14 protein-coding genes are annotated in these 14262 nt (G+C 69.1%); 2 read left to right on the forward strand and 12 right to left on the reverse strand.

Going from position 1 to position 14262, the window contains the following annotated elements; translation table 11 throughout:
* Positions 1 to 15 precede the first annotated feature (15 nt).
* A complete protein-coding gene (locus tag M0M48_RS12125; protein ID WP_240249157.1) occupies positions 16 to 570 on the reverse strand; it encodes a DUF305 domain-containing protein in 555 nt (184 codons plus the stop codon).
* A 178-nt stretch (positions 571 to 748) separates the two neighbouring features.
* Positions 749 to 1279: an ArsR/SmtB family transcription factor gene (locus M0M48_RS12130; protein WP_224126685.1), complete on the reverse strand. Its 531-nt coding sequence runs from the start codon at positions 1277 to 1279 to the stop codon at positions 749 to 751.
* Between the two features lie 38 nt (positions 1280 to 1317).
* On the opposite strand from M0M48_RS12130, the gene M0M48_RS12135 reads away from it, so the two are divergent.
* Positions 1318 to 1722, forward strand: a complete 405-nt coding sequence (locus M0M48_RS12135; RefSeq protein ID WP_224126684.1) for a four-helix bundle copper-binding protein — start codon at positions 1318 to 1320, stop codon at positions 1720 to 1722.
* A 226-nt stretch (positions 1723 to 1948) separates the two neighbouring features.
* On the opposite strand, the gene M0M48_RS12140 is transcribed toward M0M48_RS12135, so the two are convergent.
* The 10 genes from M0M48_RS12140 to M0M48_RS12185 form a co-directional block, all read right to left on the reverse strand.
* Positions 1949 to 3187, reverse strand: a complete 1239-nt coding sequence (locus M0M48_RS12140; protein ID WP_257750629.1) for an IS256 family transposase — start codon at positions 3185 to 3187, stop codon at positions 1949 to 1951.
* Positions 3188 to 3653: 466 nt separating this feature from the next.
* Positions 3654 to 5192 carry an ATP-binding protein gene (locus M0M48_RS12145; RefSeq protein ID WP_257751321.1) on the reverse strand — a complete coding sequence of 513 codons (1539 nt, stop codon included), beginning with the start codon at positions 5190 to 5192 and terminating at the stop codon, positions 3654 to 3656.
* Positions 5192 to 6709 (reverse strand): SCO6880 family protein, encoded by a 1518-nt coding sequence (locus M0M48_RS12150; protein ID WP_257751322.1) that lies wholly within the window; start codon positions 6707 to 6709, stop codon positions 5192 to 5194. Before M0M48_RS12150 ends, M0M48_RS12145 begins: the two co-directional genes overlap by 1 nt.
* 83 nt (positions 6710 to 6792) lie before the next feature.
* A complete protein-coding gene (locus M0M48_RS12155; protein ID WP_257751323.1) occupies positions 6793 to 8757 on the reverse strand; it encodes a type IV secretion system protein in 1965 nt (654 codons plus the stop codon).
* Complete coding sequence (locus tag M0M48_RS12160; protein WP_257751324.1) at positions 8754 to 9539, reverse strand: hypothetical protein; 786 nt, start codon at positions 9537 to 9539, stop codon at positions 8754 to 8756. Before M0M48_RS12160 ends, M0M48_RS12155 begins: the two co-directional genes overlap by 4 nt.
* Entirely contained in the window at positions 9539 to 10417 is an 879-nt protein-coding gene (locus M0M48_RS12165) for a hypothetical protein (RefSeq protein WP_257751325.1), read from the reverse strand. The genes M0M48_RS12160 and M0M48_RS12165 overlap by 1 nt, the downstream gene beginning before the upstream one ends.
* Positions 10417 to 10710 (reverse strand): hypothetical protein, encoded by a 294-nt coding sequence (locus M0M48_RS12170; RefSeq protein WP_011755687.1) that lies wholly within the window; start codon positions 10708 to 10710, stop codon positions 10417 to 10419. The genes M0M48_RS12165 and M0M48_RS12170 overlap by 1 nt, the downstream gene beginning before the upstream one ends.
* Positions 10711 to 10748: 38 nt before the next feature.
* The gene (locus M0M48_RS12175) at positions 10749 to 11609 is read right to left on the reverse strand and encodes a hypothetical protein (RefSeq protein WP_257751326.1); all 861 of its coding nucleotides are present in this window, start codon (positions 11607 to 11609) and stop codon (positions 10749 to 10751) included.
* Positions 11606 to 11827 (reverse strand): hypothetical protein, encoded by a 222-nt coding sequence (locus tag M0M48_RS12180; RefSeq protein ID WP_257751327.1) that lies wholly within the window; start codon positions 11825 to 11827, stop codon positions 11606 to 11608. Before M0M48_RS12180 ends, M0M48_RS12175 begins: the two co-directional genes overlap by 4 nt.
* A 61-nt stretch (positions 11828 to 11888) precedes the next feature.
* Positions 11889 to 12842, reverse strand: a complete 954-nt coding sequence (locus M0M48_RS12185) for a hypothetical protein (protein WP_257751328.1) — start codon at positions 12840 to 12842, stop codon at positions 11889 to 11891.
* Positions 12843 to 13104: 262 nt separating this feature from the next.
* Between M0M48_RS12185 and M0M48_RS12190 the strand changes: the two genes are divergently transcribed.
* Positions 13105 to 14232, forward strand: coding sequence for a CHAT domain-containing protein (locus tag M0M48_RS12190; RefSeq protein WP_257751329.1), 1128 nt, complete (start codon positions 13105 to 13107; stop codon positions 14230 to 14232).
* Positions 14233 to 14262: the final 30 nt, after the last annotated feature.

Below are 14262 nucleotides of genomic sequence, written 5' to 3' on the forward strand. Positions count from 1 at the left end.
CCCTAGGGTATACGGTCAAGGCAGTTCGACGCCGAACAGGGCCAACATGGCAAGGGCATCACTGACATCATCGAGGCTGCTGGCGGCGGTTCCCTCGAAGCTCGGGACGGGACGCTGATCGGCTTCCTCCTGAGTGGTGGCCGGGCCGTTCTTCTCGATATCCTCGATCAGCCAGTCCATCTCCTTAATCTCCTTGCGCTGGGCCTTGATGATCTCGTCGGCGAGTTCTCGAACGCGAACGTCATCGATGTCGGCCCGCTCGCTGGTCAAGATGGCGATCGAGTGGTGCGGGATCATGCCCTTCATGTACGCCTGGTCGTCGACCAACGCCTGGGAACGCGAGAGGTACAGCCCACCTGCACCGAGCAGCAGCGCCACCGCCACGAGCACGAGATTGTAGGCGCGGTTCTTGTACATCATGCTGCGCATGAACGCGAACATCACCAGCGCCATGGCGCCGCCCATCAACAGCGCCATGTAGAAGCGCTCCTCGCTCCACCGCACGTGGTCAAAGGCGAAGACGTTGGAGTACATCAAGACGAACATCACCACCGTGGAGGTGGCGATCATCAGTCCGAAACGTACGTACATCCGCCGCTCATGGGCCTTGTCCCCCTTCTGCTGCTCGGGCTTCTCCCGGTCACTGGGCTCGCTGGCACCGGACGGCTTCTGCGTATGAGGCGATGACATGGGGATTGCCCTTTCCGATGGGGGTCAGTTGCGGTGGTTGATGTCGCTCAGCTCGGCGTCAGACGTCGTCGTCCTCGATTGGAGCGCGAGACATCTCGATGAGCTGACGTAGACAGTGCTGACGAAGCGGCTCGGGAAAGCCCTCTGCGAGCCGGTAGTACACGATCCGGCCCTCCTTGCGTCGTCTCACCAGCCCGGCGGTACGCAGCACCCGAAGTCCGTAGGAGACTGCGTCCTCGCTCACCGACAACGCAATGGCGAGGTCGCCCACACAAAGCTCCTCGACCACGTCAAGCGCGTACAACAGTCGTGCCCGGGTGGGATCGGCCATCAACGAGAGCACGCTGGTGAGCCGGTCTCCCTCCTCTGCCGACGGCAGGCGCTCGCGGGCCAAGGCAACCCGTCTCGGATCGACCGGGTGCTGGTGCCGGTCGCCGCCACCGGTGTTCTGGTCGGGCGCGTCTACGCGAGCGCGGACCGGATGGTCGTCAGTCACCCCGCGGAAGTACCCGATATCCGTGCGGCTATGCGGATGATGCTCGTCCGGTTGGGTACAGACGTCAGGAGAGCGGCGGATCAAGAGCACCATGCCGGGATGACCTCGCCGCCGTAACTAGAGGAGGAACCGTGGCTCACACCAAGATGCTGGAGGCTTACCCGAAGGACTTGGGCAACATCGACAAGGAAAAGCTGGCCGAGTGCATCGCGGCCTGTTTCGAGTGCGCACAGATTTGTACCGCGTGTGCCGACGCGTGTCTGTCGGAGGACATGGTCGCCGAATTGACCAAGTGCATTCGTACTGATCTCGACTGCGCCGACATCTGCGTCGCCACCGGGAACGCGTTGTCACGCCACACCGGGTACGACGCGAATGTGACCCGAGCGTTCCTGGAAGCCTGCGCGACCGCCTGCAAGGCATGCGGCGACGAGTGCGAAAGCCATGCCGACATGCACGAGCACTGCCGTATCTGCGCCGAAGCCTGCCGACGCTGCGAACAAGCCTGCCGCGACCTCCTCGCCAATCTGGCGTAGAGGTCGGTCCGGTGACCCTCGTGGCCATAGCTCCACGGCCGGGTGCGTTCGTTCCAAGCTGGCACAAGGGGTCCACCCGTAGGTCAGCGTGGGTCAGGCAGTCCAAACTACGACATACAGCACTGTCTCACCGAGAACCGGAATCATGATCGACGACGCGGGCCCCGGCTGACCGGGCCCGGACAGAGCCCCGCGGGGTGGTGGGCTTTGAGGTGACCCTCGGTGCCTACGCGTCGCCGTTGTCGATGGCGGCGACGGGGTGAGTATTGCTGGTCTCGTAGAGCTTGGCCATGGAGCCTTCTGAGAGGTAGCGGCGCTCGCCGGCGATCCATTCGTCGTGCATGTCGATCAGCACGGCTCCGACGAGTCGGATGACGGCGGCGGCGTTGGGGAAGATGCCTACGACCCGGGCCCGGCGCTTGATTTCCTTATTCACGCGCTCCAACGGGTTGGTCGACCAGACCTTGCGCCAGTGCTCGCGCGGGAACGCGGTGAAGGCCAGGACCTCGGCCTTGGCGGCGTCCATCAACGGACCGAGCTTGGGGAACCGGGCGGCGAGCTCCTCGCGGGTCTTGTCCCACGCCGCGTGGACGTCCTCGGGCGTGGGCTGGGCGAAGATCATCCGGAACGCGGTCGCCACGAGCTCGGCCTGCCCCTTGGGCACGTGAGCGAGCAGGTTGCGCGCGAAGTGGACCCGGCACCGCTGGTGCGCGACACCCTGGAACGCCCGGCCCAGCGCCTTGACCAGTCCGGAGTGCTGGTCTGAGATGACCAGCTGCACGCCGGCCAGGCCGCGCTGCTTGAGGCTGAGCAAGAAGGCGCGCCAGAAGACCTCGTCCTCGCTGTCGCCGACATCTAGGCCGAGGATCTCCCGCTCCCCGGTCGCGCTCACGCCGGTCGCGACGACCACCGCCATCGACACCACCTGACCGCCCTTGCCCGGGGCGTTACGGACGTGGAGGTAGGTCGCGTCGAGGTAGATGTAGGGGAACTCGACATGATCCAGACTGCGGGTGCGGAACGCGCCGACCTGCTCATCGAGGTTGGCGCAGATCCGGGAGACCTCGGACTTGGAGACACCGCTGCCGCCCATCGCCTCGACCAGGTCGTCGACCGAGCGGGTGGAGATGCCGTGGACGTAGGCTTCCATGACTACCGCGTACAGCGCCTGGTCGATACGGCGCCGCGGCTCGAGGATGATCGGGAAGAACGAGCCCTTGCGCAGCTTGGGGATGCGCAACTCGACATCGCCGGCCTTGGTGGTCAGCATCCGCGGACGGTGGCCGTTCCGCTCGGCTGTGCGGTCCTCGGTGCGCTCATAGGGCGCCGCGCCGATCTGCTGGGTGGCTTCGAGCTCGATCAGCTCTTGGAGCGCGAGCCGGACCGAATCACGGATGAGATCGACGCCATCACCGGCACGGAACGCCTCGAGGATCTCGGACAGGGCAGACTGGGGCAAGGCCATCGGTGGACCTCTTTCTTCAGTGGGTGCTTGGCCGTACACACCGAAGATCCCGCCGATGGCCGTCTACGTGCTGACGCCCCGCCGCTGCTCCCTCAAACCCCACCACTCCCGGGGACTCTTACCCGGGCCCGCGTCGCGGCCTCCGCCGCACACTTGGCCGGTCACTGTGCAGTGCAAGCGCGCCCAACATGCTCGCGGTCGCGGCGCGGCATCTGGGTTCCGCTCTACGACGTACTCGCGGGGACGCCTGCCCTCGGAGGTGAGGGCCCCATCACCGCATAGGGAACCGCCAACGGTGAACCCGCGGGGCCGACCCGATCGCCGCTACTCCTTCTCGGTGACGGCTCCAGATCTGGCACACGACATGCCACGTCCCCGGCTTCTCCGAACCTGAGTGTCCGCACACACTCGAGGACGTTGCGTATGCTCAGGTTCGTCGCAGAACCGTCAAAATTCGCGCGAACTTCTAAAGAGCGGCCTCGATGGCCTCGTTGGTGTAATAGAGCTTCTTCTCCAGCGGGTGGAGCACGGTTTGGACCTTGTAAGTGGCGTCGCCGATGCACCACAGGGCGCGGCCCTTGTCCTGCATGGCCCACCCGGAGACGAGGTCCTGGGCGATCGGGCCGAGGCCGAGCATGGAGTCGAGCTCGCGGGCGACCCGGGGCTTCTGGGCGCCGAGGATCTTGATGTCGGCCAGCTCGAGGAGGTCCTTGGCGATCATCGCCGCCTGGGAGTCGGCGTCGCCGACCGAGAGCAGGTCGGAGGGCTTGTGGAGGTTGCAGAACTGGATGTCGCCGCCCTTGCCTGCCATGCCGCGGGAGAGCCGCAGGTCGGCGTCGAAGCTTGCGACCGCGGCGGTTCCGAGACGCATCTGCTTCCAGACCTCGTCGCGGACCACGATGCGCAGGTCGCCGGGCTCGGCGATCTCCCGAAGACCGCGTCCCCAGGAGTTCATGCACAGCAGCGCGATGCCCACTGCCTCGTCGCCGAGGCCGTCGAGCCGGGAGAGGCTGAACGACTGGATCGGGGCCCGCCAGTCGACCTCGACGTTCGTGAAGTCGTCGAAGAGGCCGGCCAGCGTGCCGGTGACCAGCTCGCCGAGCGCGTTGCGCAGCAGCCGGGTCTCGTCGAGGAACACGCGGGTGTTCGCGTACTCGCACGCCCGGACGAGCTCCTCAGTGGGGTTGCGCAGCAGGTCCCACAGCCGCGGGATGGTGGTCTCTTGCAGGACGCTGTTGCCGGCGGCGTAGCCGGTGAGGATCGCCAGCGCGTTGCGCACGACGTCGGACTCGTCGGGGCCGAACGGCACCCGGCGCTCGTCGTCGATCTTCATGGATCCGACCAGGCCGCGGACCAGGACCAGCCACCGCTTGAAGATGATCGTGGCGCGGCGCTGCGCCTCCTCGGCCGAGAGGTTCTCCCACCCGTCGCCGAGCGGCCCCTTGTCCAGCGGGTTGACCCGGGCACTGAAGCCCGGGGCGATGACGAAGGGCTCGACACCGAGCGCACGGCACAGCGACTCGTACTCGTCCTTGACGTCGCCAGTGACCAGGGTGCGGTAGCCGAACGGCATCATCCGGGTGCAGAACGCCTTGGTGGTCCCGGACTTGCCACTTCCCGGCTTGGCGAACTGGAAGATGTTCGGGTTGGTTGCCGGCACGTCGTCGCGCAGCACCCACCCGAACGGGTCGCAATAGAAGCTCCCGCCGGAGAGCTGGTCGACGCCCATCTGCGCGCCCGTGGGGGGCAGGGCGGGAGCCGACACGAAGGGCCAGAACACCGGGGCCTGGTCGCTGGTCATCCGCCAGGCCATCGCCGGGGCGGTGGCGGCGGCCCAGCCTCGGCCACGGCGGGCGGCACCGCGACGCGGCGCGTACCGGTAGAGCCGGGGCTCCTTGGCCTCCGGGGCGAGCGCGGGCACCGTGGGGAGGTCGTGCCCGAAGTCGGAGAGCAGGGCGGCCATGTCGCGGCCGGCGCTGCGGTTCCGGCGGGGCTTGGTGGTCATCAGGCGTCTCCGCTTCGGGTCAGGCTCGTGCCGAGGGGGATGGTGGACGCGGCGAAACCGACGTCCTGGGCGAGATCGAGGCGCAGGGGCGCGAACCCGGCGCGGCGGACCGAGGCGTCCAGGCGGCGCCCGAACTCGGTGATCCGCATCGACTTGGGAACGGTGACCGTGCACACGCCGTAGGGCCGGGTCAACGAGTTGCCGCGGGCCAGCTTGGCGTCCAGACCGCGGGCCTTGTGGGCCTCGTCGCGCTGCTTGGCGCGGGTCTTGCGGCCAAGCTTCTCGTTCATCCCCTCGGCCAGGTCCGCTGCCCACTCAGCGTTGCCGGACTGCCTGTCGGCCTTGGACTGGGACACGATCGGGTACGCAACGACGAACGACCGCCGCTCGCCGAACTCGCTGGGAGTGAGCATCGGTGCGAGAGCACCCATGGCCACGCCGCGGGTCGGGAGCTTGATGGTGGCGCTGACCGAGTTCCAAGCGTCGTGGCTGTAGTGCCGCACCGTGGCGTCGGCACCCGAGGGGCCGGCCATCGCCCACGGGACATCCGCATTGACCGGCGGGTTGGCGTGCGGATCGTGCTCCCGCAGCGACAGCGCCTCGACGATGCCGGCGCGGTCACCGGGGGCGAACCCGGTCCGGCAGGCCAGCGCGAGCTCGGGGCTGGTGAGCCAGCGCACCGTCGTCATCCCCATCGGGCCGCGCAGCTGGGCCTCGATCTCACCCATGAGCAGGTAGAGCTCGCGGCAGCGGCCCTCGAAACCGCCCCCGGACTCTTTGGCCGACCGGGCGATCCTGGTTTCCGGGACCACGATCGTCACGAACTGCTCGGTGCGCACCGATGCCTGGGTGAGGCCGTGGGCCAGGTCGCTGTTGACGACCTCTGACAGCTCCGGTGCGTTGGGGCGGCGGTGGCGGTTGACCCACAGGTCGCGCTCGGCACCGTCCTCGGGGACGGTGCGCACCATGAAGAGGATCTCGTCGACCTTCTCGGTGCGACCGGCGACATCGAGCAGCCCGGCGAGCGCCTCGCCGTAGCGGGCGCGCTCCTCGGTGTCCTTCATGCCGATGCCGGGGTGCACGATCGAGGCCGTGACCGCCCAGGTCTTCATGGCGTGGTCCTCGATGATCGCTACGCGCTGCAGCTGCGAGCCGTGCGGCGGGCCGTCGTGGATCTGGACGCCCTGGAGCACTCCGGGCAGGTCCGGGGTGTCGAGGTCCTCGCCGCGGCCCTGGGTGGCCTTGGCGCGGAACGAGGTCCAGCCGAACAGGCCCCCGACGGCGTACATCGTCGAGGCGAACACCCATCCGGTGGCCGAGCGGCCGCGGACCGGGATCACGGTGATGGCCAGCAGGAACACCCAGACCAGGGCGAACAGGAACGCGGAGAACCACGCTCCGCGGCTGATCGCCCAGAACGCCGGCAGGCTGGCCAGCGCCAGGAACATCAGCTGGCCTCCGGAGAGGCCGAAGAACCAGCCGATGCGGTCGCGCTGGTAGTCGGCGTAGGTGGTCATCGTCGGCTTCCCTTCTGGTCAGTGAGGTCAGTGAGATCGAGGGGTGTCGGTCGGTTCTCGAGGTGGGGCGGTCGGCGCATCGGCTACACCGCCACCGGTGGGATGCCGCCAGCTGCAGCGCCGGCGCCGCCAGCACCGCCGGCGGCTCCCCCGCCTCCAGCGGCCGGGGTCTTGGGAGCTGCGCCCGCTCCCCCGCCGCCCTGGCCGCCACCCGAGCCACCGCCGGGTCCGCCGCCGGTGGGCAGCGTCGGCGGGGTGGGCGGCACAGGAGGCGCGGGCGGGGTCGGCATCGAGGAGTCCCCGTCGCTCTGGTCGCCGTTCTGCGACCCGGGGTGGGTCCCGCCCTGGCCGCACGACTGGCCACCGGACTGCCGTCCACCCATGCCGCTGAAGTCGGGGCCGTAGGTGCTCTGGCCGACACCGGCCTGGTTGGTCTCGTCCGACATCAGAGAGGTCGCCTTCGCGCCGGCGGAGTTGATCCAGCCCATGCCGGTCGACAGCGCCTGGCCGACCGGGCCAAAGCTGCCCAGAGCGCCCTGGGTCGACTTGCTGAACCGGTCGCCGGTCGAGGCCTCGGCGCTCTGCTCGCCCGAGGAGCGACCGTTGGCGTCGGTGGTCGACGCAGCCCACGATCCGCCGCCGGCACCACCGCCGCCGAGCAGGCCCTGGAGGCCGCCCTGGATGGCCATGCCCTGGCGGAACGACGCGCCGCTGGGGGTGCCGGGGTCGACGAAGGCCAGGAGCTTGAACAGGGACAGCGGTGCGACGACGCTGATCAGGATCGTCATCACGGCCGGCAGCGCGGTGCCGAACGCCTTGGCGGTGTCTTCGGCCAGGTGGGCGGCGACTCCGTTGGCGAACTGCACGCCAATGCCCAGCACCATCACCATTAACACTGGGGTGAACGCCGCGGCGTGGAACCAGCGCAGCGACTTCCAGAACCAGGAGCGGGTGAAGTCCGAGACCAGGCCGGCGGCCGCGAGCGGCCCCGTGGCGGTGAGCACCAGCAGGGACGCCGCACGGGCCAGGTAAACCAGGACGTGCCCGATGGCGGCCAGCCACAGGAAGATCCCGAGGAAAGCCAGCGCGGTGGCCACGCCGGCGTCGGTGATGTCGTCGATGCCGAGCCCGCTGAGCGGGTCCCAGTCCGGCCAGGTCTGCACCTTGAGCAGCGACTTCATCAGAGCCTTGGTCAGCGCCCCGCAGGCCGCGATGATCATGACGCAGTACCCGAACCAACAGGCGCACACCAAGACGAACTGGCCGGCCCCGATGAAAGCCCGGGCGAGGCCCTTGCCCTCGCGCTTGAAGGCCGCGGCGCCCAGCTGGATCATCGCCAAGATGACCACCACGGACAGCGCCAGCCACAGAGTGAAGGCGTAGACGTCCTTGCCCGGGCCGTCAGCACTCAGGTCCGGGGTCAAGAACAGCTCACTGAACGTGAGCACGATGCGCAGCACGAACAGGCCGGAGTTCCAGATCGCGAGCATAGCCGCGGTCCAGGCGTCCGCCGCGGCCTTGGCGATGACGTCGCCGATCGCCTCGAACGGGTTGGGGATGTCGCCCAGACCGGGGATGCCGCCACCGAAGAGGTCACCGACGTTGGGCAGCCCGGGGATTCCAGGCAACCCAGGGACGCCCGGGAGCCCGGGCAGCCCGCCGATGTTGCCGCAGATCGCGTCGAGGATCCCGCATCCGTCGGGGAGCAGGTCGCCGGCACCGTCCTTCACATCGCCGGCGACGTCTTTCCCACAGTCGATCGGGTCCTTGGCGCAGTCGAGAGCGTCGCCGCCGAGGTCGCACAGGGCGTCGGGCCCCGGGCAGCCCATCTTGACGTTGCGGGCCGGCAGCGTGCCTGCGCCGACGACCGGGGCGAGGTGCGCCGCGCTGACGGCTTGCTCGCTAGCCGCTGCGGCGGGAGGCTGGAGGGTCGTGGCAGCTCCGAGGAGCGTGGTGAGTGCCAGGACCGCCAAGGCCGCCCGCACCACGTCGCCGAGTCGGCTCGCCCGGAGCCCAGCGGTGACGTTGGCGATAATGACGGCGCTCACTGGGGAGCTCCGTTGATCCGGATCCAGCCGGCCTTGTCGAACTCGGGGGTGCCGGGAGCCACCGCCTGCGGCTGGCCCTCGGCGACCAGGTGCTCGATGTCCGCTTCGCTGCCCTGGACCAGTCGCCAGTCACCCACTCCGTCGACCTCGAGCCACCGCATCAGCTGGGTGCCGGCATAGAGGCTGTCCTTGACCTGGCCGTCGGCGGTGGTGAGGGTGACGTAGCTGAGCAGGTTCACCGCGTAGTAGCCGGTGTCCAGCTCCTCGAGGGTGTAGGCGACCGGGGTGACGGCGTACGACGCGGGGGCGGGCACGTCGCCCTCCTTCGCGACGCCGGCCTGCTGGCGGCGCAGCGCGACCGCGGCACGGGAGCGCTCCTCGAAGACGGCCTTGTCCTCGGGGTTGGCGTAGAGGCGGGCGACGGTAACGGCCTGGTCGTAGTCGAACCCGAGCTGGGCCTTGGCCAACTCGACCTGCAGCGCCACGGCGCCCAGGTCGGTGGCCGGGAATCCGGTCGGGTAGCCGTCGACCTGCTCATCACCGGTCGGGATCACGACGCCGTCGGCCGGGGCGGTGTCCGGTGCGACCTGCTCGACCGATGCGTTCTCGACCGTCTGGCTCGAGTTGTCCCCGCCGGTCGTGTCCGAGGTGCCGGTGTCGTCGGCCCGGGTGCGAGCACCGAGCCAGACGACGGTGGCCACCATGCAGGCGATCGCCACCAGGATGCCGATGCGCACCAGGGTGGCCCGCGAATCGTCGTTGCCGGTCGTCAGGTTCTTCATCAGTGGTCCCCTTCGATGTGGTCAGGGTCAGTGGTGTCGTCGGTCGACCAGGTGCGCCAGCCCGCCTCGTGGGCGAGGAGCGTGCCGGGCCAGGTCGCAGGGGCGGGTGCAGGCGGAGCGCCGGGGGCGACCATCCAGCGGCCGCCAACCCACTGCATGCGCTCGCAGTGGGCGAAGGCGATCTGGCCTTCCTGCTTGTAGGAGGCGGTCACCTTCATCAGCACGCAGACGGTTGTCCAGTCGGGCCCGTCGGTGCCCTTCACGAGCGCGGCGGCCGGCTCAAGGGAGACCGATGAACTGGAGTCCTTGACCTCACCCATCCCGGTGCTGGACAAGAAGGCGCGGACGCTGGCGGTGATCCACCACTCCTCCGCGCGGACCCCGCCGGGCAGGGCCCAGGCGTTGTAGACCTCTGCGGCCGTGGTCAGGCTCATCGACTGCAGCACCGCGAGGTCGATCTGGGCGAGCTGCCCGATCGCGCCCTCGGGAGTGTGCGGGAACCCGGTCATAACGAACGCGGGTCCGTTCACACCGGTCCCGGCCGGGACCTTGATGTCGGGCGCCGCGGTACTGGTGGTCTCGGCCGGGAACGCGGCGCCCTCGGGAACCGACAGCATCGGCTCAGCGGCGATCTCGTCGCGGTGCGCGGCACCCTGGGCCACCGTCGAGCGATCGGTCTCGCCGGTGGCCACGTCGGCGTTGGCGCTGGCTTCCTCGCCGATCCCCGCGACGGCCAGGTAGACCGCATAGGCGAGGCCACCGAGCAGGAGCGCAGCCACGACGACGGCGGCGACCAGGATTCCGAGCAGGCGGCGCCGGCCCCACTCCGCGGCGCCCCCTGATTCCTGGGCGGCCTTCTTCGTGGCTGCGCGCCGCATCAGATGCAGCCCTTGCCGAGGATCCCGTTGAGCATGCCGGGCAGCACGAGGTAGGCGATCGCGCACGCGAACACCACCACCACCGAGATCACGCCGACCTTGGAGGCGTGCGGCAGGGAGAACACCCGGCCGGCGATGATCGCGCCGATGGCGATCACGATGCCGAGACCGAACAGCACGATCACGCCCCACAGCACGTAGCTGGTGATCTCGTTAGTGGGTCCGACGGCACCCGGCGGCGCCTTCGGGCAGACCTGGGCGGCCATCGGGAGGAGAGCGGTCATGACGTCCATGAGTGGACTTCCTTTCTGGGTTGCTGACCCGGTGCGGGTCAGGCGCTTTCGCTGGTGTCGGTGGGCAGGTGGACGGGCTCAAGCAGCTGACGTGCTGCCGAGATCAGGGGGACCGGGACGGGCCGGGAGTCCAGGCCGTTGACCGCGAGCTCGCGGTCCTCGGGGATCTCCACGCACCGGTCCGCGACCAAGGCGCGACGCACGGCCGGGCCGCCGGCGTGCTCAGGGCCCCGGGGCCACTTCTTGCGGCGCGGCCCACGCACGGCGAGAGCGATCTGCTCGGGCGGCCAGTGGCCGGCCAGCAGCTCGAGCGCGACCGAGGCGCGGCGCATCCCGGGCACGGTGGCTGTGGTGACCAGGACGACCTGGTCGGCGGTGCGGACGGCCTCGGCGAGCCAGCAGTCGGTGGCCAGGAGCTGGCCGGCCTCCCAACCGACGTCGAGGATCGTCAGCTGGGTCTCGTGCTCGGCGTCGACCGGCAGCGGGACCTCGTCGACGCCGGCGAGGACCTCGCTGGCCCGCTCGAGCAGGACGTGGTCGCGCTTGCCCTGACGCCAGTCGGTCGGGTGTAAGCCGAGCTCAGCGGTGCTCGCCGCGGCGAGACCAGAGGCGGTGACCGAGCAGCACTCGATGACCCGGACCGGTCCGGCGGCGGCCAGGCCGGCTGCCAGGGCGACGGTGCTAGCTCCCACCGACCCGGCGCATCCGATCACGGCGATGGTGTGCTCCCCCGCGGCGGGCGACCAATCGTCCGTGGCGTTACTGCCGCGGCCGCGCGGTCCCTTGCCGGCGCCGGCGCCGGCGCGGAACTCGCCGGCACTCACTGCGCTCCAGGCCCGCTTGAGCTCGTCGACGCCGACTGGGCGGCTTGAGGTCGGTGCCGTGACTTGGGTGCTCACTGGGCCTCCCCGATGCCACCGCGGCGGAACTCGAGCGCGGCACGGACCTCAGCCGGGGTCAGGCCTGCCAGCTGAGCCTTGGCGGCCTGGACCTCGTGCAGTTGGGCGACGCAACCGGTGAGCTGCTCGATCGCCTCGGTCTCGCGGCCGGCGATCGCGAACAGCTCGGCGATCTTCTCCGGCGTCCGGCTCTCACCGTCGTCTTGGGTGTTTGTCATGGGCTTCACCACCTCCAGTCGCCTATGTGTCGCGGGGCGGTGGGAGCGATCACGGTTGCGCTCATTCGTCATGGCCGAACTTCCTCGGGACGGCCGCGGCGAGGGCGCGCATGCTGCGCGAGCCGTGGCGACGGACGGTGGCCTCGGACACCCCGACGCGGGGCGCGACTCGACTGGAGACCTCGTTGCTGAGCAGGCCGCCGTAGCCGCGGGCGAGGTTGCGGGTCACGACCCGGTCGGCCTCCTCGACCAGGCACAGCAGCAGGTAGCGGTCAGCCCGACTGATCACCTGGTTCTCACACGCCCACGCCAGCAGCTCCAGCAGCTCCACGGTGGCCGACGGCTCCTCCTGGTCCGGGCCGGCGTCGGCGAGAATCTCGGGACGGTGGAACAACGCCCGCGCGGCCCGCTCGGTCGACATCGCCGCGGCCCTCCACGCTCCCGCGTCGCCGTCCGCCAGGTCGCCGGACGAGAAGGACTCCACGAGAGTGGTGTTCGCCCACGTCCGATCAGCCCGGGAGACGTAGAAGAAGTCACCGACCTCGCGGAGAACACCGACGCGGGTGTTGATCAGGATGTTCGCGGCGACCTTGCGCAGCCGGCGCCACTTGAATGTCCGGACCTCGAGCCACAACTGGGAGGCCACGAGCTCGTCGATCCGCTCGACGGCCGACCAGGAACCGCCGGCGACGGGCTGGCTGTCGCGGAAGACCTCGCGAGGCGGGAGAGTGCTCAGCCAGCCGGCGAGCCGGCAAGCGCCGGGCAGCAGGCACTTGGCGAGCGCGGCCGCCGCGGCGATGTCGTCACCGCCGTCGGGGGCCGCCAGCATGGCCAGCGCCAGGAGGACCTCGTCAGAGGCGGAGCTGTCCACCGAGGGCAACCAGGCCCGCAGGTCGTCGAACTCTTCGACGACTCCAAGCCGCGGATCCGCAGTTACCCAGGCCGTCCACTTCTGGCGTGCCTGGTCGAGCAGTTCGCTGTTGTCGTCGAGGCCGAGTTGGTCTCCCACACTCATCGCACTCGCTCCTTTCGTCCGTGGCTGTGCACGGCAGAAAGGTCGCGAGCGGGCGTCCCCGCATCCGTCCCCCCAAAGCCCTGATTTGGAGGGGGGACGCAGAGGGGGACGCGCGTTTGCGCAGGTCAGAGGGCGTCCCCCCGAAAGTTGAAGAGTTTCGGCCCACTCCTTGCGCAACCCGATTGTTGTCGAGATGCAGCCAAAACGAGGCGATCGAACTTTCGCCTCAAGAACACTGATTCAGTAGAGATTGGACTGAGCGATGGCGCGCAGCGACACACTCCGAAGGGAGATCGCGAGCCTAGAGGCAAAGAAGGCTGGCTTCTCGAAGGTGATCGCCGCGCAGGAGAAGATCGCCGCCACTGCTCGCGAGGCGGCGCGGAAGAAGCGCGAACAGGCCAGTCGCTCCAAGAGCGCCACCACAGTTAGGACGGCTCTTGCAGCGGCCGAGCGCGAGGAGAAGAAGGCCGCGGCCGCCGAGGACAAGATTGCGAAGGCGCGGAAGGACATAGCGACGGCCGACAAGAGCATCGCTTCGAAGACCACGTCTCTCCGCACGGCTGAGGCGTCGGAGCGGAGGAGCGCGGAGAGTGCGCGGCGCCGCGACGACACCCGCCGCCGTCGAGACGAGATCAACCACGCTCGGGCCGTGGCGCAGGCAAGCGCTCCGCCGGCGCAGGTTCGCTACGTCGAGGTCACACCACCCCGGCCGGAGCAGCTCCGCGTCCTCTACCTCACCGCCAACCCAGACGCGACCGAGAAAACGGTGACGAGCCCCGACGGTTCTGTTGTTGAGCAAGGCGCCTGGCTGCGCGTAGACCAAGAGGTTCGGCAGGTGAAGCAGGGGCTTCGAGGCTCGAAGTATCGCGACCTCGTCGTCGTTGAGCACGCTCCCGCGGCGACGTTCAACGATCTCCTGGACGGACTCAATGACCACCGTCCGCACGTCGTGCACTTCTCGGGCCACGCCGACACGCTCGGCGTGTGGATGGATAACGAGGCTGGTGACACGGACGGACACGACGTCGATTTCTCGCTCCTAGCGCGGCTGCTTGGCGCGACCGACGAGCCACCGCGGCTCGTTGTTCTCAACGCATGCGAGAGCATCGAGGGAGCCGACGATCTGCTGCAGACCGTCCCGTTGGTGATCGGCATGTCCGACGCGCTTGATGACACTGCTGCGATCGTTTTCGCAAGGTCCTTCTATGCCGCGCTGGCCTCGGCGCAGTCCGTCGCTTCGGCGGTCGAGCAGGCCAAGGTGCAGATGCTCGCGGCGTCGATGATCGACGCGGATCAGGCGGACGATTCCACGCTCCCGACCCTTCGTGCACGCGATGATGTTGATCCGGCGACGCTCATCCTGGTGACACCGCCGCACGCCGCGAGCTAACGAACGCGCTCACCGCGCGGGCTGCCGGAC

The sequence above is a fragment of the Pimelobacter simplex genome, from assembly GCF_024662235.1.
Classification (GTDB): domain Bacteria; phylum Actinomycetota; class Actinomycetes; order Propionibacteriales; family Nocardioidaceae; genus Nocardioides.